The following is a 19,151-nucleotide window of genomic DNA, read 5'->3' as shown; positions in this document are numbered from 1 at the left end:
AAATGACCAAGGCTGCGGAAGCTGAAAACGGCCCCCCACCGGCCTTCGGCCGCCTCCCCCAGAGGGGGAGGTTTCCTCAGCCCGCCTTGTCGCCCGCCGGCTGTTCCTTGACCCCCAGGGCGTCGGCCAAGCGCATCTTCGCTGACCCCGGCCGCAGCGGCTTCTGCTGGCTGGCGTGCGGCGCCCAGCCCGTCGCGGTGACGATCTCGAAGGTCGCCGGCACGCGGCCGTCGGCCTCGGCGAAGCGCTGCTGGTAGATCTCAAGCGCCCGGAACAGCACCTTGCGGCTCAGCGGCTTGCGCGAGCGGTCGAGCAGCACGCTGGTCTCGCCCATGCGGCGCAGGTCCTGCAACAGGGCGATCGGGTGGGCGTAGCGCACCTTGACCCGGTCGACGTCGGCCACCGGCAGGGTGAAGCCGGCGCGTTGCAGCAGTCCCGCCGCATCCACCGTGTCGGCGAAGGGCGAGACGCGCATCGAGACGCCGCCGGCGATCTCGTCCTCGGCGGCCATCAGCGACTGGCGAAGCTCGGTCAGGGTGGCTCCGCCGAACAGGGCGCCGATGAAGAGGCCGTCGGGCCGCAGGGCGCGGCGGATCTGGATCAGGGCGCCGACAAGGTCGTTGGTCCAGTGCAGGGCCAGGGTCGAGACCACCAGGTCCAGCGTCTCGTCGCCGAACGGCAGGCGCTCCTCGTCGGCGACCACGGTCGAACCAGTCCGTCCAGCCAGCATGCGGGCCGAAAGGTCGGTGTCGATCAGCAGGCCGATCTTGGCCGCCGCATCGCTTTCGGAGAGCGCTGAGCGGAAAGCGCCGTCTCGGCTTCCGAGATCGACGGCGACCGGAAACTCCCGCAGGATCGCCTCCAGCCGCATGACCGCGTCACCGGCGGCGCGCGCCTTCAGGAAGCCGGCCTGGCCGAAGTGGGGCGCGGCGCGGTCGAGGCGGGCTCGGAGAAGGTCGCGGTCGAAGAGGAGGGGCGAACTGGTCATGCGGGCGGAACATGGCGATTTCCTTCGACAATGGAAACCCGGCCCGCGCCTGACCGGTCTCGGACGCGGCTTGCTCGACCTGATCCTGCCGCCGCGCGCCTTCGACGGCGAGCCGGCCTTGACCTCCGGACTGTCGGCCGGGGCCTGGAGCCGCATCGTCTTTCTGGACGGCCCCGTCTGCGACGGCTGCGGCGCGCCGTTCCCGTTCGATCAGGGCGAGCCGCTGTGTGCGCTTTGTCTGGCGAGACCGCGAACCTTCGCGCGGGCCAGGGCCGCCTGCCTCTATGACGAACACTCGCGGGATCTGATCCTGAAGCTGAAGCACGCCGACCGCACGGACCTTTCTGGCTTGTTCGCCCGCTGGATCTCGCGCGCCGCGCCCGACCTGCTGGAGGAAGCCGACGTCGTGCTGCCCGTGCCCATGCACCGCGCGAGGCTTCTGCGCCGCCGCTACAATCAGGCCGCCGAGATCGCCCGGCCGCTGGCCCGCGCGGCGGGGCGGCCCTACTTGGCCGACGCCCTGGTGCGCAAACGCGACACCGCCAGCCAGGGCGGCAAGTCGGCCGACGGCCGTCGCCGCAACGTCGCCGCCGCCTTCGCCGTGCCCGATCGCAAGCGCTCGCTGGTCGAGGGAAAACGGGTGCTGCTGGTCGACGACGTGCTGACCACCGGGGCCACCGCCGAGGGCTGCGCGCGAGCGCTGCTGGCGGCCGGAGCTTCGGCTGTCGACCTGACTGTCGTCGCGCGCGTTACAGAAATGCGAACCCGTCCTATATGAGGGCTGGAATCCGAGCTTTTGGAACCGACATGGCCAAGGTCACCATCTACACCCGTCCCTTCTGCGGCTACTGCGCCCGCGCCCTGAAGCTGCTCAACGACAAGGGCGCCGACTTCTCCGAGATCGAAGCGGGCATGGATCCCAAGCTGCGCCAGGAGATGATCGACCGTTCGGGCCGCGCCACCTTCCCGCAGATCTTCGTCGGCGAGCAGCACATCGGCGGCTGCGACGACATGATGGCGCTGGAGCGCGAGGGCAAGCTCGACCCGCTGCTGGCCGCATGACCACGGTCCGAGTTGGCCCTGTCCGTGTAGGGTTGGTCCAGACGCGAACCCCGGCCACCCAGGCCGCCGCGCTGGAGCATGTCGCGCCGCTGGTGCGGCAGGCGGCCGAGGCGGGCGCTGCGTTCATCCTGACGCCCGAGGGCGTCAACGTGCTGCAGAAGGACAAGGAGAAGCTGCTGCCGACCCTCGTCCCGCTTGAGGACGACGTGGTGGTGCGCGGCCTGCAGGCCCTGGCGCGGGAATACGGCGTCTGGATCGACGTCGGCTCGGCCCTGGTGCTGCGCGAGGACGGCAAGGCCGCCAACCGGCAGGCCGTGATCGACCCCTCGGGCGCGATCGTGGCGACCTACGACAAGCTGCACATGTTCGACGTGCAGCTGCCGACCGGTGAGACCGCGCGGGAGTCGGCCGTCTACACCCCCGGCGAGCGGGCGGTGGTGGTCGACACGCCGCTGGGCCCGACCGGCCTGACCATCTGCTACGACATGCGCTTTCCGGCCTTGCACCGGGCCCTGGCGCTGGCGGGCGCCAAGGTGATCACCGCGCCCGCCGCCTTCACCCGCCCGACCGGCGAGGCGCACTGGGACATCCTGCTGCGCGCCCGGGCCATCGAGACCGGCTCGTTCGTGATCGCGGCCGCGCAAGGCGGCTTCCACGAGGACGGACGCGGCACCTGGGGCCGCTCGATCGCCATCGGCCCGTGGGGCGAGGTGATCGGCAAGCTTGACCATGACGAGCCGGGCGTGCTGATCGCGGATCTCGACCTGGCGGCCGCCGACAAGGCGCGCGCGGCCATCCCGGTCCTGACCAACGCCCGCGACTTCGTCGGGCCGTGAGCCCATACTGACGTCATGATCAAGTACGCCCTCGCCTGCGATCACGAACATGAGTTCGAAGGCTGGTTCGGCTCGTCGGGCGACTATGACGACCAGGCCGCCCGCGGCCTGGTCGAGTGCCCGGTCTGCGGCTCGACCGGCGTGCGCAAGCAGATCATGGCTCCCGCCGTGGCCGGCACCAAGGCCCAGCGCTCCGCGCCCGAGCCGGACGCCAAGATGCGCGAGATGATGATGACCGCCATGAGCGAGGTGCGCCGCGAGGTCGAGGAGAACTTCGACTATGTCGGCGACCGCTTCGCCAAGGAGGCCCGCGACATCCACGAGGGCAAGTCCGAGGAGCGCGGCATCTACGGCGAGGCCTCGCCCAAGGAGGTGAAGGCCCTGCTCGAGGACGGCGTCAAGGTCGCCGCCCTGCCGCCCGCGCCGCCGAAGAAGACGCAGGTCAACTAGGCTCGCCGCGTTCCTTGGGTCCCATGAGGCCGGCGCCGCGCCGCCAGTCGTCGATGCGGCGCATCAGGGGCGTGGCGGTCGCGCCGTGGATCAGGATCGAGCCCAGGACGACGAAGCCGGTGATCGCCCAGAGCCGCGACCAGTTGTCGAACGGGCCGTGGTTGAGGGCCCAGGCCAGGTAGTAGAACGAGCCGATCCCGCGTATCCCGAAGAACGAGACGATCGCCCGCTCGCGGCGCGAGTGCGGCGCCCACAGCAGGCCGATCCAGCCGGCCAGCGGCCGCACGACGAACAGCAGCGCCAGGCCCAGGCCCGCGTCCTTCCAGGTCAGGGGCGCCAGCAGCCCGCCGCCGATCGCGCCGCCCAGCATGACCAGGACCAGCATCATCAGCAGGCGCTCCACCTGCTCGGCGAAGTCGTGCATGGCCTCGTGGAATTCGTGGTCGCGCTCGGTGGCCCGCAGCGCCAGCGCGGCGATGAACACGGCCAGGAAGCCGTAGCCGTGCGCCGCCTCGGCCACGGCGTAGGCGAACAGGGTCGCCCCCAGCGCCACCAGGCCGTCGCCGGTGCCGGAGAGGCGCGCGCGGGGCGCTTTGAAGGTGATCCAGCCCAGGGCCTTGCCGACCGCCCAGCCCACGGCGATCCCGGCCGCGATCCGCCAGCCGACGTCGAAGGCCAGCCAGTGGCCCAGGCGCTCGGCCGACAAAAAGCCGCCGCCGGCGGCCGCGACCACGGCCAGGTGCACGAACGGAAAGGCGAAGCCGTCGTTGAGCCCCGCCTCGGAGGTCAGGGCGAAGCGCGCCTCGCCGTCCTCGCCCGAGCGCGGCGGTCCGACCTGCACGTCGGAGGCCAGCACCGGGTCGGTCGGGGCCAGGGCCGCGCCCAGCAGCAGGGCAGAGGCCAGGCCCAATCCAAGTCCGTAGACGCCGATCAGCGTCACGCCGGCGATGGTCAGGGGCATGGTGACGGCGATCAGCCGCCAGGACGAACTCCAGGCCTTCCAGCCTAGGCGGCGGTCGATCTTCAGCCCCGCGCCCATCAGCGAGACCAGCACGACCAGCTCGGTCAGCCGCTCGGTCAGGGTGGAGAAGCGCAGGGGATCGGGCCGGAACGGCAGGCCGCCGGCATGGAACACCACGACGCCGATGGCGACGCAGAGAATGGCCAGCGACAGGGGCAGGTTGCGCAGCGCCATCGGCAGCCAGGCGACCAGCAGCACGATCACGCCGACGCCGAGGAGAAACAGGATGTAGGGGTCTAGCGCCATCGTGCTCCAACGCGCCGGGGGGCGAAGGGAAACGAAAAAGGGCCCGTCCTCGCGAACGGGCCCCTCGACCTTTCGAAGCGGCCTGCCGCCGCTTGTCGCTGCCGGCTTAGCGGTAGCGGTACTCGTAGTGGCAGTTCTTCTTGGAATTATGCTTGGCGATCTGGTTGCCGGCGACCGCGCCGACCACGCCGCCGAGGATCGCGCCCTCGGTCTTGGCGCCGTTGCCGGCAACGGCCGCGCCGAGCGCGCCGCCGCTGAGGCCGCCGATCACGGTGCCCTTGTTGCGCGACTTCTTGGTGCTCTTGCAGACCAGGACGCGCTCGCGGCGCTGCTGGGCCTCGGCGACGGTGACGGCGACGGTCGAGGCGGTGAAGGCCAGGCTCACCGCGACGATCAGGGTTTTCATTTGGGCGCGCATGGCGACCTCCGTTGAGAGTGTTGTTCTATGTCCCTTGCGGGGGATAACGCCGAAGCTCCGCGTCGGTTCTATGTCGAGAGCCCGACGCGAGAACTTGGCTGTGGATCAGCCGTCGACGCGATAGCGGCCGTCGCTGTCGGGACAGACGCGGACGTAGCGGCTTTCGGTGCGGCCCTGGTACTCGGTCGGGGCCTGGACGAGGCGGCACTTGCGCTCGTTGTAGCGGTTCCACTCCGAATAGCCGCCGGCCCGGTCGCGATAGTCGGCGCTTTCGCGATAGGGCACGGTGTCGTCGTAGGACCAGTACTGGCCGCGGCTGTCGCAGCGGGCCTTGGCGGCCGAGTTGCCGATGGCCGCGCCGGCGCCGGCGCCGACCACGGCCCCCAGCACCGCGCCTTCGGTCTTGGCGTTGCGGGCGGCGACGTTGGAGCCGATCACCGCCCCGGCCAGGGCGCCGATCACCCCGCCGGCGGTGGCGTTGCGCTTGGCGTCGTCACGGCACGGATCGCTGTAGCTTCCGCCCGAGAGCCTGGTGTTGTCGCCATAGACGGGCGGCGGCGGATTGTTCGCGTAGGGATCGGTCTCGTAGCGATCGCCGGCGTCCGGGTAGCGGCGGTCATAGGAGCCGCGGCCGTAACGGCGATCATAGTCGTCGCGGGCCCGCTCATAGGCCGCGCGGTCGCTCTCCCACTGGCGGCGCTGGGCGTCGTAGTCGGAGGCGTCGGCCTGGTCATAGCCCCGTGTGTCGAAGCGGCGGGCTTCGTCCGGATAGCGGCGGTCATAGGCGCCGCGGCCGTTGCGGGCGTCGTAACGGTCGCGGGCGCGCTGATAGGCGGCGCGGTCGGCCTCGAACTGGCGCTGTTCGGCGTAGTAGTCGTTGCTGGTCGGGTAGGCCGGCGTGCGCCAGCGGCTGGCCTCGCTGGGATAGCGGCGGTCATAGGCCCCGCGGCCATAGCGGCGGTCGTAGTCGTCGCGGGCGCGCTCATAGGCGGCGCGGTCGGCGTCGTACTGGGCCTGGCGGCTGTCGTAGTCGGCCCGGCGCGCCTCATAGGACGAGCGCTGCTGCTGATAGGTCTGCAATTGCTGCTGGTAGGCGCTGTCGCTTTGGGTTTCGTACTGCGCCATGGCGGGCGCGGCCGAGGTGATGGCGACGGCGCCGGCCATCAGCCAAGCCAGACGACGGGAGGTCATGGGGAAGTCTCCGTTCCGACGAACGGATCGGGCGCTCCGCCCCACGAGAGGCGCCGATCCGGGTTCCAAGTCCCTGCGGCGGAATAAGCCCCAGGGAAGGTCAAGGTTCCCGGAAAAGGTCTCGGAAAAGGACTGGGATCAGTCCGTCAGCCAGGTGACGGCGAAGCGCTCGCCGGTCCAAACCGCCACGGCCATGGAGGCTTCCTCGGTTCCGAACGACAGGGTGGGGGCCTTCAGCTCGACCTGGCGCGGCTCGTCGGCGGCGCAGGGCGCGCCGACGTCCTTGGCGCAGGTGGTCGGATAGGTCCCGGCCGGCTGGGCGGCGATGAAGAAGCCCGCCGTATCGGCGACCAGGGTGACGGTCTCGGGCTTGCCCGGCGCGGCGCCGCGCTCGACCACCAGCACGTGGGCCCCGCCGCGCGGCTCCAGCTTCGCCAGGTCGGCCTTGCCGTCCCCGTCGAAATCCCCGGCCAGCGAGGGCAGGGCGGCGGAGAGGGCGAGCAGCAGGGCGGGCATTGGGGGGACTCCAGGGCTACAGCCGGAGGTTGGCGCGCGGCCGCGCGTCGTCAAGCCTCTTTCAGGGCCGAGCGCAGGTCGGTGCGGCCGAAGTCGTCGCCCTTGTAGAGCAGGACCCCGTCGCCGTGTGTCTTGGCCAGGGCGTAGGCGAAGCAGTCGCCGAGATTCAGCACCGCGCGACCGTAGCGTTCTCGGGCCTCCAGGGCGATCCGGAGGTGTCGTTCGTCGATCGCGGCGACGGTGACGCCGAGATGGGACAGAAGCGCCTCGGCGCTCACGCGGCCTTCCTCGCCGTCACGGGCATGGGCGCGGACGTGGACTTCCCAGGCGTTGACCGGCGACATGACGGCCTCGCCCGCTTCGACGAGAGTCTCGAAATACGCTTCCCAATCCGGCTCCTTGAAAAGGATGGCCACGAGAGCGGAAGCGTCGACGACCATCATCGTGGCAGGCCGTCCTTGTCGTAGAGATCGGCGTCGGTGAGGGTTTCGCCCGCGTGAGGCAGGGACCAGTAGGCGTTCAGCGACTCCAGGGCCGCCGCGCGTCGCGTGGCCTTGTCTGCGACGGCCTTCTCCTGGCGGTCATGCGCCAGCGTGGCGCGCACGGCGACGTCGATGGCGTCGGACAGGCTGCTGCCTCGTTGACGAGCCAGTTCGCGGGCGTTGGCCACGACCTGACTTTCTATCTCGATGGTCTCGAACTTCGTCATCGCGGTGCTAATCGTACCATTACGTACGATCAGCGTCACGCCGCCGGCTTGGTGACCGTCATCATGTAGTTGATGTCGACGTCGGTGGAGCGGCTCCAGCGGCCGGTCAGCGGGTTGTAGGCGACGCCGAACGGCCCCTGCATCTCGACCGCCTCGCCGGCCAGGAAGGCGCGCAGTTCCTCGGGCTTGAGGAACTGCTTCCATTCGTGGGTGCCGGGCGGCACCCAGCGCAGCACGTATTCGGCGCCGATCTTCGCAAGCGCCAGGGCCTTCAGCGTGCGGTTCAGGGTGGCGACGATCATCAGGCCGCCGGGCTTGAGCAGCTGGGCGCAGGTGCGCAGGAAGGCGCCCGGATCGGCCACGTGCTCGATGACCTCCATGGTCAGCACCACGTCGAACGGCCCCGCGCCTTCGGCGACCAACTGTTCGGCGGTGGCCGGGCGATAGCCGATCGACAGGCCCTGCTCGGCGGCGTGGGCCGCGGCGGTCTTGATGTTGTTTTCCGAGGCGTCGATGGCGGTGACCGAGAAGCCCAGGCGCGCCATCGGCTCGCTCAGCAGGCCGCCGCCGCAGCCGATGTCGATCAAGCTGAGGCCTTCGAACGGCGCGCGCTCGTTGCCGTCGCGGCCGAAGCGCTCCAGCGCCTGCTCGCGGATGAAGCCCAGCCGGCAGGGGTTGAAGACATGCAGCGGCGCGAACTTGCCCTTGGGGTCCCACCACTCGGCCGCGATGGCCGAGAACCGCGCCACGTCGGCGGGGTCGATGCTCCAGTTGGGGGTGTTCGCGGCGGTGTCGGGGGCTGCGCTGGTCATGGCTGGTATCTAGCACGGCCAATTTTTCGCGCCATGCCGCGAGAAAAAAGACACATCCGCGACATTGCCGTTGCGCCAAGGCCCCGCTAGAAGGCGCGGGCTTGCGCGGAAGGACGGGTTCCGGCCGCGAAGGCGCAAGAAAAAACCGCTTTGGTTCGAGGATTTAGAGACGTGTCACGTCTGGTGATGAAGTTCGGCGGCACCTCGGTGGCCGACCTGGAGCGCATCCGCCGGGTGGCGCGCCTGGTCGCCGCGGAAGTCGCCACGGGCAAGCAGGTCGCCGTCGTCGTTTCCGCCATGTCGGGCAAGACCAACGAGCTGGTCGCCTGGACGGACGGAGCCGGCCGCGCCGCCGCGGGCCTTCCGGAGTCTGACGACGAGTACGACGCCGTCGTGGCGTCGGGCGAGCAGGTGACCGCCGGCCTGCTGGCCATGACCCTGCGCAACATGGGCCACAAGGCCCGCTCGTTCCTGGGCTGGCAGGTGCCGATCCTCACCAACGAGGCGCACGGCAGCGCCCGTATCGAGGACATTCCGCCCCAGAACCTGGAAGCCTGCTTCGAGGCCGGCGAGATCGCCGTCATCGCCGGTTTCCAGGGCGTGACCAGCAAGCAGCGCATCACCACGCTGGGCCGTGGCGGTTCGGATACCAGCGCCGTGGCCATCGCCGCCGCGGTGAAGGGCGCCTGCGACATCTACACCGACGTCGATGGTGTCTACACCACCGACCCGCGGATCGAGAGCAAGGCCAAGCGCCTGGCCAAGATCAGCTACGAAGAGATGCTGGAAATGGCCTCGCTGGGGGCCAAGGTGCTGCAGACCCGTTCGGTCGAGATGGCCATGGCCCATCGCGTTCCGGTGCGGGTGCTGTCGAGTTTCGTCGAGCCGGGCGAAGCCCCGGGCCAAGGTACGATCGTCTGCGACGAGGAAGAAATCATGGAAAAGCGCATCGTCTCGGGCGTCGCCTACAGCCGCGACGAAGCCAAGATCACCCTGCTGGGCCTGCCCGATCATCCGGGCGTGTCCTCGCAGATCTTCGGCCGTCTGGCCGACGCCAATGTGAACGTCGACATGATCGTGCAGTCGCGCGCCCGCAGCGCCGACACCGCCAACATGGAGTTCACCGTCGGCAAGCGTGACGCCGCCCGCGCCGTCGAGATCGTCCGCGCCGCCCAGGTCGAGATCGGCTTCGAGGACGTGGCCGTCAACGAGGACGTCGCCAAGGTGTCGGTGATCGGCGTGGGCATGCGTTCGCACGCCGGCGTCGCCCAGTCGATGTTCGCGGCCCTGGCCGAGAAGAACATCAACATCCAGGTCATCTCGACCTCGGAGATCAAGATCTCGGTCCTGATCGACGCGGCCTACACCGAACTGGCCGTCCGCGCCCTGCACGCCGTGTACGGCCTGGACCAGCTGTAAGAACGCGCATCCCCTCGTCCCAGGCGGGGCGAGGGGATCGCCGTTGCCTAAACGTCGTGCTCTGACGTTATGAAGGCGCACCAGCCTTCGAGAGTCCCATGCCCGACGTCTTCAAGTTCGACCCCGCCGCCAAGACCGTCACCTTCCACGGCGACGCCGGCCTCGAGCTGCTTTACGACCTGTTGCTGCGCGCCAAGTTCGGCGACGGCTACGAAAAGCCGCTGCTGGTCAGCCCGTGGCTGGCCGCGCTGCTGCGCCAGCTGGACCAGGCCCTGCCGGACGACGGCCAGTGGTTCCCGGAAAAGCCCGGCCAGCCGATCTTCGACACCGACGACTTGCTGGCCATGGGCGACGCCGTGATCGAGGAAGGCCACACCGTCGGCTGGTGGACCATGACCGAGCCGGAAAAGCGCGACTACCTGCGCAATGTCATCGCCGCGCCGCACCCGCTGACCGACCTGCAGGTCGAGTTCATCGAGAGCGACATCGACGCGGCCCTGGAGCAGGCCCGCCGCCTGGTCATGGACGCCGAGGAGCCCCTGGCCCTGCCGGGTCACGGCTGACCCCTTCTTTGCTTTCCTGGGCCTCGTGCCCAGGATCCATGCTTCCGTTGTTCCTGAGTTCTGTGTTCTTGGCGGCCACATTGGCGGAGAGCGTCCTGTGGCGCACAGCCTGGCGCGGCCATGGGCCCTAGGCACGAGGCCTAGGGAGGCGGGATTTTTGTCGATGCGGCGGGTGGGACGCATCCGTTCCCGGCGCTAGAACATCACCATGGGCCACGACCTGACCGCCCCCGCCGAGCTTTCCTTCCGCCGCTACAGCGTCGAAGCCATCTCGCACGCCCACGATTTCGACCAGATCGTGCTGCCGCGCCGCGGCGTGCTGGAGATCGAGATCGACGGCAAGGGCGGCCGGGTCGATCCGGGCAGCGCGGCGGTGATCCCGCCGGGCACGCGCCACGTCTGCGCCGCCGACGGCGAGAACCTGTTCGTGGTGGCCGACATCGGGTCTTCCCTGATGGCGCCGTTCGAGCGCCTGCGCGAAAAGCCGTTCGCCTGCGTCACCAGCCCGGTGCGCGGCCTGCTGTCGTTCCTGTCGGGCGAGGCGCCGGGCGGGATCGACGACGGAGTCGCGGGGCTGTGGACGCCGCTGCTGCTGCGCGGCCTGTCGAGCGGCCCGATCGCCGTCGATCCGCGCCTGGCCCGCGCCGCGGCGATGATCGAGGCCCGCTACCATCAGCCGCTGACCGTCCGCGATCTGGCGGCCGAGGCGGGCATGAGCCAGAGCCGCTTCTTCGACCGCTTCGCCGCCGCCTACGGCGCGACCCCGCATGCGGCCCTGACCGACGCGCGGCTGCGGGCCGCCCAGCGTCTGCTGGAGGATCCTGCCCTCTCCATCGCCGAGATCGCCGCCCGCACCGGGCACGGGGACCAAAGCACCCTGACGCGGCGGATGAAGGCGGTGCTGGGCGTGACCCCGGCCGCCTGGCGAAAGGGGCGATGGTAGCGGTAAATCTATCGCTCGCCGCAGCCTATCGACTTGGATCCGAAGCCTCGACCGCCGCCCATGTTGGAAAAACATGGGAGAGGAAATCGTGGATCGTCGCACCCTTATGCTGCAGGCCGCGGCCCTGGCCGCCCTGCCGGCCGGCAAGGCCCAGGCGGCCTCGCCCAAGTTCCCCGACCGCTTCCTGTGGGGCGCCTCGACGGCCGGCCACCAGATCGAGGGCAACAACGTCGCCAGCGACTTCTGGCTGATGGAAAACCTCGAGCCGCGCGGCTTCGCCGAGCCGTCGGGCGACGGCGTCAACAGTTTCGCGCTGTGGCCGCGAGACCTTGATCTGGTGAAGGCCCTGGGGCTGAACACCTATCGCTTCTCGCTGGAATGGAGCCGGATCGAGCCGGAGCGGGGCCTGGTCTCGATCGCCATGCTCGACCACTACAAGGCGATGATCGAGGGCTGCCGCGCGCGCGGCCTGACGCCGGTGGTGACCTTCAACCACTTCTCGTGCCCGCGCTGGTTCACGGCGGCGGGCGGCTGGACCAGCGCGGACGCGCCGGCCCTGTTCGCCGCCTTCTGCGACCGGGCCATGCGCCATCTGGGCGACCAGATCGGCTACGCCGTGACCCTGAACGAGCCGAACCTGCCGGCCCTGCTGCTGTGGACGCCGATCCCGGCCAAGGCCTACGACCAGAAGGCGGCCAACCGCGCGGCGGCGGCCAGGGCCGTCGGCGCGGCCAGCTTCCCCGGCGGCTTCATGTTCCGGGCCGAGGAGTTCGCCCCAATGGTCCCGAACCTCGTCGCCGCCCATCGCCAGGGCAGGGCGGCGATCAAGGCCGTACGCGGCGATCTGCCGGTGGGGATGAGCCTGTCGGTGGCCGACGATCAGGCTGTGGGCGCCAGCAGCAAGCGCGACGCCAAGCGGGCGGCCGCCTATGGCGTCTGGCTGGAGGCGGCGCGCGACGACGACTTCGTGGGCGTGCAGAACTATGTCCGCACCCAGATCGACGCCGACGGGACCCTGCCGCCGCCGCACGGCGCGCCGCAGAGCGACATGCACACCGAGATCTACCCGGCCTCGCTGGGCGGTTCGGTGCGCTACGTCCACGAGGCGACCAAGCGGCCGATCCTGGTCACCGAGCACGGCCTGAGCACCCAGGACGACCGCCTGCGCGCGGCCTTCATCCCGCCGGCCCTGGCCAGCCTGAAGCAGGCGATCGACGAGGGCGTGCCGGTGCTGGGCTACATCCACTGGTCGCTGCTCGACAATTTCGAATGGTACCAGGGCTACGCCCAGAAGTTCGGCCTGGTCGCGGTCGACCGGAAGACCTTCGCTCGGTCGCCCAAGCCCAGCGCCCACGTGCTGGGCGCGATCGCCCGGGCCAACGGCCTGGCGGGCTGAGGTGGGAGCATCCGCTCCGTCTTCGGGAGCTTTCGCCAAAGCCAGGGTGTCGCGCGCCTGCTAGGTCCGGGGGCATGATCAGTCCCCGGAACCTCCTGCTTGGTCTTCTCTACGGTCTTGTCGCCGGCGCCTTGTGGGGCGGGGTGTTCTTGGCGCCGAAGCTGCTGGAGGCCTTCACGCCGCTGCAGATGACCGCCGGACGCTACATCGCCTACGGCCTGGCCGCCGCCGTGCTGCTGGCGCCGAGCTGGCGGTCGGTGATGGCGCGGATGGATCGTCGCGACTGGCGGGATCTCGCCGGGCTGAGCCTGCTGGGCAACCTCGTCTACTATGTGGGCCTGTCGGTGGCGGTGCAGACGGCGGGCGTGGCCCTGGCCTCGCTGATCATCGGCCTGTTGCCCGTGACCATCACCCTGGCCGGCGCTCGGAAAGGCGAGGGGGCTCCGCTGCGGGCCCTGGCCGCGCCGCTGGCCCTGATCATCGCCGGCGGGGTGTGCATCAACGTGGCGGTGTTCACGACGCCGTCGGACGTTCCGGTCGGCAAGCTGATCCTGGGCGTGCTGGGCGCGACCCTGGCCCTCGCGGTCTGGACCGCCTACGCCGTCTGGAACGCCCGCCGCCTGGCCGCGACGCCGAAGTTCAGCAGCCACGAATGGTCGCTGCTGACGGGCCTGGTCACGGGTCTCTTGTCGCTGGTGCTGGTCGTTCCGGCCTTCCTGATGGGCGGCCCAATGGGAGGCGAGGTGCATGCGCCCGCCGCCTGGGGCTGGTTCTGGATGGTCAGCTTCGCCGTCGCCATCGGGGCCTCGGTGATCGGCAACGGCCTGTGGAACGGGGCCAGTCGCCTCTTGCCGCTGTCGCTGTCGGGCCAGCTGATCGTGTTCGAGACCCTGTTCGCCCTGCTCTACGGCTTCCTGCACGAGGGCCGCTGGCCGCACGTGCTGGAGTGGTCGGCCATCGTGCTGATGCTGGCGGGCGTGCTGTGGTCGGTGCGGCTGCATCGACCGGGGGCGGCGCACGCGGGGGAGTAGCTCCACCACCTCCTTCCGTAAAATCCCCGCGAAAGCGGGGACCCAGGCTTTTTCTGCAACCCGCCGCATTCGACGATAAAACACCTGGGTCCCCGCTTTCGCGGGGATTTTACGGGGAAGAGTGGTTCGGAAAGGCGGCCCGCAAACCTGACACCAACATGAACAGGCGCGTTCAGGTCGGGTTCAAACGGCAAGGCTCATAAACGTCCTCAACAGCGCCGCCTCCGGGTTTGGCGACGCTTCTGGAACAAGGAGCACTGCCATGAAGACCATCGGTAAGTTCAGCAAGATCGCCATCAGCACCGCCATCGCCGGCGCGCTGGTCCTGCCCGCCTCGGCCGCCTTCGCCGGCGATCGCGGCAAGAGCAACAAGACCGAGCGCGCGATCCTGGGCGCGGTCCTGGGCGGCGCGGCCGGCGCCATGCTGGGCGACGGCGACGGCGGCGCGATCGCGGTCGGCGCCCTGGCCGGCGGCGCCATCGGCGCGGCCACGGCCAAGGACAAGCGTCATCACCGCTACAGCAGCCGCTACGACGAGCGTCGCCCGTACTACAGCGACAACCGCTACGGCTACAACGACCGCTACGACCGTCGCGATCGCCACGACAGCCGCTACGACTATTACGGTCAGCGCCGCTAAAGCTTGGCCGCTGACAAGCTAGGCAAGACGCCGCCCCTTTCCGGAGGGGCGGCGTTTTTTGCGCTTAAGGGTCGAGGAAAAACGCACCGCTCACTGTGCGGCGCGCGAAATCTGCTATAGCGCGCATGACAGGACGACGTGCTTCGACGCGTCGGAACCAAGGGAGCGCACGACAGGCGACATGGCAGGCCCCGGCATCGCCGTTCGAGGACCCAGAAGCCTGCTTCGCCAGATCCGCGAGGCCATGGCCGGCGGCGGACCCGCCCAGGCCAAGCTCGACATGGTGGTGCGCACCATCGCCATCTCGATGGTGGCCGAAGTCTGCTCGATCTATCTGCGCCGCGCGTCCGGGGATCTCGAGCTCTTCGCCACCGAAGGCCTGTCGCGCGACGCCGTCCACGTGACGCGGATGAAGCCGGGCGAAGGCCTGGTCGGCGAGACCATGCGCCTGGGCCGGCCGCTGAACCTGTCGGACGCCGCCAGCCACCCGTCGTTCTCCTATCGTCCGGAAACGGGCGAAGATCCGTACCACGCCTTCCTGGCGGTGCCGCTGCTGCGCGGCGGCCGGGCCATCGGCGTGCTCGTCGTCCAGAACCGCACCGAGCGGGTCTACGAGGACGAGGAGGTCGAGGACCTGCAGATCATCGCCATGGTGCTGGCCGAGATGGTCAGCTCCAGCGAGCTCTTGGGCGCCGACGAGCTCAAGGACGTCGAGCTGGCGCCGCACAAGCCCGAGCGGCTGAAGGGCGCGCGCTTCGCGGAAGGCCTGGCGTACGGGGTCGCGGTGCTGCACGAGCAGCCGGTGGCCCCCGAGCAACTGCTTTCGGACGACGCCCTGGCCGAGGAGGCCCGGCTCTCCTACGCCATCGAGGCCCTACAGACCCAGATCGACGAGATGCTGGAGGGCCAGCACGGCCTGGTCGGCGCCTCTTACGAGGTGCTGGAGACCTATCGCCTGTTCGCCCACGATCGGGGCTGGAACCGGGGGCTGCAAGAGGCCGTGCGCTCGGGCCTGACGGCGGAAGCCGCGGTGGAGCGCGTGCGGTCCGAGCACCGCGCGCGCTTGGGCCAAGCCCGCGACCCCTATCTGCGCGAGCGGCTGCACGACCTGGAAGATCTCAACGACCGGCTGCTGCGGCACCTGTCGGGCGACGTCCACGCCGTGCGCCAGCTGCCCGAGGACGCCATCCTGATCGCGCGGAACCTTGGTCCCGCCGACCTGCTAGAATACGATCGCACCAAGCTGAAGGGCATACTGCTCGAAGAGGGCTCGGCCGCCAGTCACGCCGGCATCGTGGCCCGGGCGCTCGACATCCCGTGCGTCGGCCGCCTGGCGGGCCTGCGCGACCGGGTCAGCGAGGGCGACCCCGTGGTGGTCGACGCCGAGACGGCCGAGGCCTGGCTGCGGCCGCGCCCCGACGTCGTGAAGGCCCTGAAGGCCCGTATGGAGGTCCGCGCCCAGCGCAAGGCCGAGTTCGCCCGCCTGCGCGACACGCCGGCCTTCACCCGCGACGGCTCCAAGATCACCCTGCTGATGAACGCCGGCCTCGCCGTCGATCTCGACATCCTGGGCGAGACGGGGGCCGAGGGCATCGGCCTGTTCCGCACCGAGTTCCAGTTCATGGTCGCCGAGGAGATGCCCCGGCTCGAGGCCCAGACGTCGCTCTACGAAAAGGTGCTGGAGGCCGCCAACGGCATGCCGGTGACCTTCCGCACGCTCGATCTCGGCGGCGACAAGCTGCTGCCGTACATGGAGCTGGAGCGCGAGGACAATCCGGCCCTGGGCTGGCGCGCCGTGCGCATGGGCCTGGACCGTCCGGCCCTGCTGCGCCTGCAGATCCGCGCCCTGATCAAGGCCGCCGCCGGCCGCGAGCTGCGGATCATGTTCCCGCTGGTGGCCAATGTGGACGAGTTCCGCGCCGCCCGCGCCTTCGTCGACCAGGAAGTGGCCTGGGCCCTTAAGCGCGGCCGCCCCGCGCCGGCCCGCCTGGACGTCGGGGCGATGGTCGAGGCCCCGTCGCTTCTGTGGCATTTGGACGCGCTGCTGCCGATGACCGACTTCGTCTCGGTCGGCACCAACGACCTGATGCAGTACCTGTTCGCCGCCGACCGGGGCAATCCGCGGGTGTCGGACCGCTACGACCCGCTGTCGCCGGCGGCCCTGCGGGCGCTGAAGACCATCCAGCAGGCCTGCGAGGACACCGGCACGCCGGTGTCGGTGTGCGGCGAGATGGCGGGCCGTCCGCTGGAGGCTTTCGCCTTGGTGGCCTTGGGTTTCGACCGCCTGTCGATGCCCCCGGCCGGCATCGGTCCCGTCAAGCAGATGGTGCTGTCCTGCGACCGCGAGGCCGCCCGCCGCAACGTCGAAGCTTTGCTGAAAGGGTCCGGCGGGTCCTTGCGGGGCGAGATCGAAACCTTGGCCAGGAAGCTCTATGTCGCCGTCTAGACTGAGCGCGCGTTAACCTTGCGGCCAAGTTTAGTGCATTGAATCCGGCTACTTACTTTGATATCCACAATCAAATGTTAACAAAGGCCGGCTAGAGTCGGTTCAAGATCGGTCGGACTCTCGTGCGACGCGAATTTTCTGGGGTGATCTGTTCGTCATGCCGCTCGACACGGGCAGGGTGAGTCATTTGAGCCTGGTCGCCGAGGGCGACCGGGATGAGGCTGGGGCCGTGACGGCCGGTCAGCCTTCGGTCGATCATGGCGTCGACCTGGGCGAAGCCCTGCGCGCCGCCCGCCTGTTCCACGGCATGACCCTGCAGGACGTGGCCGACGCCACGCGCATCCGCCAGGCCTATGTCGAGGCGCTGGAGGACATGCGCCTGGACGAGCTGCCCTCGCGGCCGTTCACCATCGGCTACATCAAGGCCGTGGCCAACCTGCTGCACTTGGACGCCGAGGCCGCCGTGGCCCGCTTCAAGCTGGAAGCCCACGACGACGTCGAGCCCCTGCGCGCCCCGATCGGCGTGCACCGCCAGCGCGATCCGCGCCTTGGCCTGCTTCTGGCCGGCGGCCTGCTGGTCGGCGGCGCCATCGTGCTGTGGAATGTCGCCCAGCGCGCCATGACCCATGACGCCGAGCCCAAGGCCCAGGTGGCCGCGGGCGCGGTCGCCCAGAACGCCCCGACGGCCGTCGCCGCCGGCGGCGCTGGTGGCGACGGCGGAAGCGGTTCGGTGTCGCTCGGCGCGCCGCTGCCGGCTCCGGTCGAATCGACCACCCCGACGCCCTACGTGACCCCCGGCCTGGAAGCCGCCGCCGCCGCTGGCGGTTCGGCCGACGCCGTGGCCGCCGCCGCCAAGGCCCGCAAGGAAGCCGAAGCCCAGGCCGCGCCCGAGGCGATCGCCAACCTCGGCGCGCCGTTCAAGTCGAAGGGCGCGATGTACGGGGCGGCTCCGGCCGACTCGTCGGGCGTGATCCTGCAGGCCCGCAAGTCGACCTCGCTGGTCGTGCGCGGCGCCGACGGAGCGGTCTACTTCACCCGCTGGCTGTCGGCGGGCGACGCCTTCCGCGCCCCGCGCACGCCGGGCCTGGTGGCCGACATCGCCGAGCCGGGCGCCGTGGACGTGTTCGTGGGTGGGGTGCTGACCACGCGCCTGTCGGCCCCGCAGACGCCTCTGGCCAAGCTGGTTCCGGTTGCGTCGAAGCCTGTCGCGCCCCCGGCCGCCCCGGCGCCGGCCAAGCCGCAATAGGGTCTTTGGTCGAAGCCTTCGCGCTCGGGCCTTCTATCCGTCACCAAGACCCACTAGATTGGCGCCATGGCCGCTGACCACACCCACGTTCGTCCCTGGCGCATGATCGAGCGCCGCAAGTCGCGCAAGATCCGCGTGGGCAGTGTCGAGGTGGGCGGCGACGCGCCGATCTCGGTCCAGTCGATGACCAACACCCTGACCAGCGACGCCGTGGCGACGCTGAATCAGATCCGCCAGCTGGAAGAGGCCGGCGCCGACATCGTCCGCGTCAGCTGCCCGGACGTGGAAAGCACCGAGGCCTTCAAGATCATCGCCCGCGAGGCGAAGGTCCCGCTCGTGGCCGATATCCACTTCCACTACAAGCGCGGCATCGAGGCGGCCAAGGCCGGCGCGGCCTGCCTGCGGATCAATCCGGGCAACATCGGCAGCCCCGACCGCGTGCGCGACGTCGTCAACGCCGCCAAGGACCACGGGTGCTCGATCCGCATCGGCGTCAACGCCGGCTCGCTGGAGCGCGAACTGTTGGAAAAGTACGGCGAGCCGTGCCCCGACGCCATGGTCGAGAGCGCGCTGAACCACGCCCGCATCCTGCAGGATCACGACTTCCACGAGTTCAAGATCTCGGTGAAGGCGTCGGATCCGTTCATGACGGTGGCGGCCTATCACCAGCTGTCGGAACGCATCGACTGCCCGCTGCACCTGGGCGTCACCGAGGCCGGGGCCTTGCGCACCGGCACCGTGAAGAGCGCCATCGGCATGGGCTCGATGCTGTGGGCCGGCATCGGCGACACGATCCGCGTCAGCCTGGCCGCCGATCCGGTGGAAGAGATCAAGGTCGGCTTCGACATCCTGAAGTCGCTGGGCCTGCGCCACCGCGGCGTCAACATCATCGCCTGTCCGTCCTGCGCCCGTCAGGGCTTCAACGTCATCAAGACGGTGGAGCAACTGGAAGAGCGCCTGGCCCACATCGCCACGCCGATGTCGCTGTCGATCATCGGCTGCGTGGTCAACGGCCCGGGCGAGGCGCTGATGACCGATATCGGCTTCACCGGCGGCGGGGCCGGGGCGGGCATGGTCTACATGGCCGGCAAGCCCGACCACAAGCAGTCCAACGAGGGCATGATCGACCACATCGTCGAGCTCGTGGAAAAGAAGGCCGCCGAGCTGCAGGCGGCCCAGGCCGCCAAGGCGATCGCGGCGGAGTAGAGCGGGCGGCGC

Annotated in this window: 21 protein-coding genes; 13 read left to right on the top strand and 8 right to left on the bottom strand. The window is 69.8% G+C overall.

Annotated features, from left to right (window positions below):
- Positions 1–76: 76 nt before the first annotated feature.
- Complete coding sequence (locus AC07NS_RS01600; RefSeq protein WP_494600964.1) at positions 77–988, bottom strand: methyltransferase domain-containing protein; 912 nt, start codon at positions 986–988, stop codon at positions 77–79.
- On the opposite strand from AC07NS_RS01600, the gene AC07NS_RS01595 reads away from it, so the two are divergent.
- Genes AC07NS_RS01595 through AC07NS_RS01580 form a run of 4 tightly spaced genes read left to right on the top strand, consistent with a single transcriptional unit; the run spans position 987 to position 3,336 of the window.
- A complete protein-coding gene (locus tag AC07NS_RS01595; RefSeq protein ID WP_494600962.1) occupies positions 987–1,766 on the top strand; it encodes a ComF family protein in 780 nt (259 codons plus the stop codon). The genes AC07NS_RS01600 and AC07NS_RS01595 overlap by 2 nt on opposite strands.
- Positions 1,767–1,795: 29 nt before the next feature.
- A complete protein-coding gene (grxC, locus tag AC07NS_RS01590; protein WP_110120192.1) occupies positions 1,796–2,050 on the top strand; it encodes a glutaredoxin 3 in 255 nt (84 codons plus the stop codon).
- Complete coding sequence (locus AC07NS_RS01585; protein WP_494600960.1) at positions 2,047–2,886, top strand: carbon-nitrogen hydrolase family protein; 840 nt, start codon at positions 2,047–2,049, stop codon at positions 2,884–2,886. The genes grxC and AC07NS_RS01585 overlap by 4 nt, the downstream gene beginning before the upstream one ends.
- Before the next feature lie 15 nt (positions 2,887–2,901).
- Positions 2,902–3,336, top strand: a complete 435-nt coding sequence (locus AC07NS_RS01580; RefSeq protein WP_494592670.1) for a DUF1178 family protein — start codon at positions 2,902–2,904, stop codon at positions 3,334–3,336.
- On the opposite strand, the gene AC07NS_RS01575 is transcribed toward AC07NS_RS01580, so the two are convergent.
- The 7 genes from AC07NS_RS01575 to ubiG all read right to left on the bottom strand — a co-directional run bounded on the left by AC07NS_RS01575 (position 3,329) and on the right by ubiG (position 8,249).
- The gene (locus tag AC07NS_RS01575; protein WP_494600958.1) at positions 3,329–4,603 is read right to left on the bottom strand and encodes a cation:proton antiporter; all 1,275 of its coding nucleotides are present in this window, start codon (positions 4,601–4,603) and stop codon (positions 3,329–3,331) included. The two genes, AC07NS_RS01580 and AC07NS_RS01575, sit on opposite strands and share 8 nt — an antisense overlap.
- Positions 4,604–4,709: 106 nt before the next feature.
- The gene (locus tag AC07NS_RS01570) at positions 4,710–5,021 is read right to left on the bottom strand and encodes a glycine zipper 2TM domain-containing protein (RefSeq protein WP_487288085.1); all 312 of its coding nucleotides are present in this window, start codon (positions 5,019–5,021) and stop codon (positions 4,710–4,712) included.
- Positions 5,022–5,126: 105 nt separating this feature from the next.
- The gene (locus AC07NS_RS01565; protein WP_494600956.1) at positions 5,127–6,212 is read right to left on the bottom strand and encodes a glycine zipper 2TM domain-containing protein; all 1,086 of its coding nucleotides are present in this window, start codon (positions 6,210–6,212) and stop codon (positions 5,127–5,129) included.
- Positions 6,213–6,350: 138 nt separating this feature from the next.
- Positions 6,351–6,728 carry a hypothetical protein gene (locus AC07NS_RS01560; protein ID WP_494600954.1) on the bottom strand — a complete coding sequence of 126 codons (378 nt, stop codon included), beginning with the start codon at positions 6,726–6,728 and terminating at the stop codon, positions 6,351–6,353.
- A 50-nt stretch (positions 6,729–6,778) separates the two neighbouring features.
- Positions 6,779–7,171, bottom strand: coding sequence for a type II toxin-antitoxin system VapC family toxin (locus AC07NS_RS01555; protein WP_494600952.1), 393 nt, complete (start codon positions 7,169–7,171; stop codon positions 6,779–6,781).
- Entirely contained in the window at positions 7,168–7,437 is a 270-nt protein-coding gene (locus AC07NS_RS01550; protein ID WP_494600950.1) for a type II toxin-antitoxin system VapB family antitoxin, read from the bottom strand. The genes AC07NS_RS01555 and AC07NS_RS01550 overlap by 4 nt, the downstream gene beginning before the upstream one ends.
- A 35-nt stretch (positions 7,438–7,472) precedes the next feature.
- Positions 7,473–8,249 (bottom strand): bifunctional 2-polyprenyl-6-hydroxyphenol methylase/3-demethylubiquinol 3-O-methyltransferase UbiG, encoded by a 777-nt coding sequence (gene ubiG / locus AC07NS_RS01545; RefSeq protein ID WP_494600947.1) that lies wholly within the window; start codon positions 8,247–8,249, stop codon positions 7,473–7,475.
- A gap of 171 nt (positions 8,250–8,420) precedes the next feature.
- Here ubiG and AC07NS_RS01540 point away from each other — a divergent pair, with 171 nt between their 5' ends.
- The 9 genes from AC07NS_RS01540 (at position 8,421) to ispG (ending at position 19,139) form a co-directional block, all read left to right on the top strand.
- A complete protein-coding gene (locus tag AC07NS_RS01540) occupies positions 8,421–9,668 on the top strand; it encodes an aspartate kinase (RefSeq protein ID WP_494600945.1) in 1,248 nt (415 codons plus the stop codon).
- A 98-nt stretch (positions 9,669–9,766) separates the two neighbouring features.
- Positions 9,767–10,231 (top strand): hypothetical protein, encoded by a 465-nt coding sequence (locus AC07NS_RS01535; RefSeq protein ID WP_494600943.1) that lies wholly within the window; start codon positions 9,767–9,769, stop codon positions 10,229–10,231.
- A gap of 208 nt (positions 10,232–10,439) precedes the next feature.
- Positions 10,440–11,174 (top strand): helix-turn-helix domain-containing protein, encoded by a 735-nt coding sequence (locus tag AC07NS_RS01530; protein WP_494600941.1) that lies wholly within the window; start codon positions 10,440–10,442, stop codon positions 11,172–11,174.
- An 88-nt stretch (positions 11,175–11,262) separates the two neighbouring features.
- Positions 11,263–12,570, top strand: a complete 1,308-nt coding sequence (locus AC07NS_RS01525; RefSeq protein ID WP_494600939.1) for a family 1 glycosylhydrolase — start codon at positions 11,263–11,265, stop codon at positions 12,568–12,570.
- Between the two features lie 74 nt (positions 12,571–12,644).
- Positions 12,645–13,601 (top strand): DMT family transporter, encoded by a 957-nt coding sequence (locus AC07NS_RS01520; RefSeq protein ID WP_494600937.1) that lies wholly within the window; start codon positions 12,645–12,647, stop codon positions 13,599–13,601.
- Between the two features lie 262 nt (positions 13,602–13,863).
- On the top strand, positions 13,864–14,241 hold the full coding sequence (locus tag AC07NS_RS01515; RefSeq protein ID WP_494600935.1) for a hypothetical protein: 378 nt from the start codon (positions 13,864–13,866) through the stop codon (positions 14,239–14,241).
- 181 nt (positions 14,242–14,422) lie between these two features.
- Positions 14,423–16,687, top strand: a complete 2,265-nt coding sequence (gene ptsP, locus AC07NS_RS01510) for a phosphoenolpyruvate--protein phosphotransferase (RefSeq protein ID WP_494600933.1) — start codon at positions 14,423–14,425, stop codon at positions 16,685–16,687.
- A 178-nt stretch (positions 16,688–16,865) separates the two neighbouring features.
- Positions 16,866–17,933 (top strand): helix-turn-helix domain-containing protein, encoded by a 1,068-nt coding sequence (locus tag AC07NS_RS01505; RefSeq protein ID WP_494600931.1) that lies wholly within the window; start codon positions 16,866–16,868, stop codon positions 17,931–17,933.
- 66 nt (positions 17,934–17,999) lie between these two features.
- Positions 18,000–19,139 carry a flavodoxin-dependent (E)-4-hydroxy-3-methylbut-2-enyl-diphosphate synthase gene (gene ispG / locus AC07NS_RS01500; RefSeq protein WP_494600929.1) on the top strand — a complete coding sequence of 380 codons (1,140 nt, stop codon included), beginning with the start codon at positions 18,000–18,002 and terminating at the stop codon, positions 19,137–19,139.
- Positions 19,140–19,151: the final 12 nt, after the last annotated feature.

Source organism: Caulobacter sp. GW821-FHT10A10 (genome assembly GCF_059415745.1).
The sequence above is the reverse complement of the archived record's forward strand: the minus strand, read 5'-3'. Positions and strand labels throughout refer to the sequence as shown.

Excerpts from the sequence above, each read along its gene's own strand:
- AC07NS_RS01595 (WP_494600962.1), top strand. The coding sequence starts at position 987 with ATGCGGGCGGAACATGGCGATTTCCTTCGACAATGGAAACCCGGCCCG.
- AC07NS_RS01600 (WP_494600964.1), bottom strand. The coding sequence starts at position 988 with ATGACCAGTTCGCCCCTCCTCTTCGACCGCGACCTTCTCCGAGCCCGC.
- grxC (WP_110120192.1), top strand. The coding sequence starts at position 1,796 with ATGGCCAAGGTCACCATCTACACCCGTCCCTTCTGCGGCTACTGCGCC.
- AC07NS_RS01585 (WP_494600960.1), top strand. The coding sequence starts at position 2,047 with ATGACCACGGTCCGAGTTGGCCCTGTCCGTGTAGGGTTGGTCCAGACG.
- AC07NS_RS01580 (WP_494592670.1), top strand. The coding sequence starts at position 2,902 with ATGATCAAGTACGCCCTCGCCTGCGATCACGAACATGAGTTCGAAGGC.
- AC07NS_RS01575 (WP_494600958.1), bottom strand. The coding sequence starts at position 4,603 with ATGGCGCTAGACCCCTACATCCTGTTTCTCCTCGGCGTCGGCGTGATC.
- AC07NS_RS01570 (WP_487288085.1), bottom strand. The coding sequence starts at position 5,021 with ATGCGCGCCCAAATGAAAACCCTGATCGTCGCGGTGAGCCTGGCCTTC.
- AC07NS_RS01565 (WP_494600956.1), bottom strand. The coding sequence starts at position 6,212 with ATGACCTCCCGTCGTCTGGCTTGGCTGATGGCCGGCGCCGTCGCCATC.
- AC07NS_RS01560 (WP_494600954.1), bottom strand. The coding sequence starts at position 6,728 with ATGCCCGCCCTGCTGCTCGCCCTCTCCGCCGCCCTGCCCTCGCTGGCC.
- AC07NS_RS01555 (WP_494600952.1), bottom strand. The coding sequence starts at position 7,171 with ATGATGGTCGTCGACGCTTCCGCTCTCGTGGCCATCCTTTTCAAGGAG.
- AC07NS_RS01550 (WP_494600950.1), bottom strand. The coding sequence starts at position 7,437 with ATGACGAAGTTCGAGACCATCGAGATAGAAAGTCAGGTCGTGGCCAAC.
- ubiG (WP_494600947.1), bottom strand. The coding sequence starts at position 8,249 with ATGACCAGCGCAGCCCCCGACACCGCCGCGAACACCCCCAACTGGAGC.
- AC07NS_RS01535 (WP_494600943.1), top strand. The coding sequence starts at position 9,767 with ATGCCCGACGTCTTCAAGTTCGACCCCGCCGCCAAGACCGTCACCTTC.
- AC07NS_RS01530 (WP_494600941.1), top strand. The coding sequence starts at position 10,440 with ATGGGCCACGACCTGACCGCCCCCGCCGAGCTTTCCTTCCGCCGCTAC.
- AC07NS_RS01520 (WP_494600937.1), top strand. The coding sequence starts at position 12,645 with ATGATCAGTCCCCGGAACCTCCTGCTTGGTCTTCTCTACGGTCTTGTC.
- AC07NS_RS01515 (WP_494600935.1), top strand. The coding sequence starts at position 13,864 with ATGAAGACCATCGGTAAGTTCAGCAAGATCGCCATCAGCACCGCCATC.
- ptsP (WP_494600933.1), top strand. The coding sequence starts at position 14,423 with ATGGCAGGCCCCGGCATCGCCGTTCGAGGACCCAGAAGCCTGCTTCGC.
- ispG (WP_494600929.1), top strand. The coding sequence starts at position 18,000 with ATGGCCGCTGACCACACCCACGTTCGTCCCTGGCGCATGATCGAGCGC.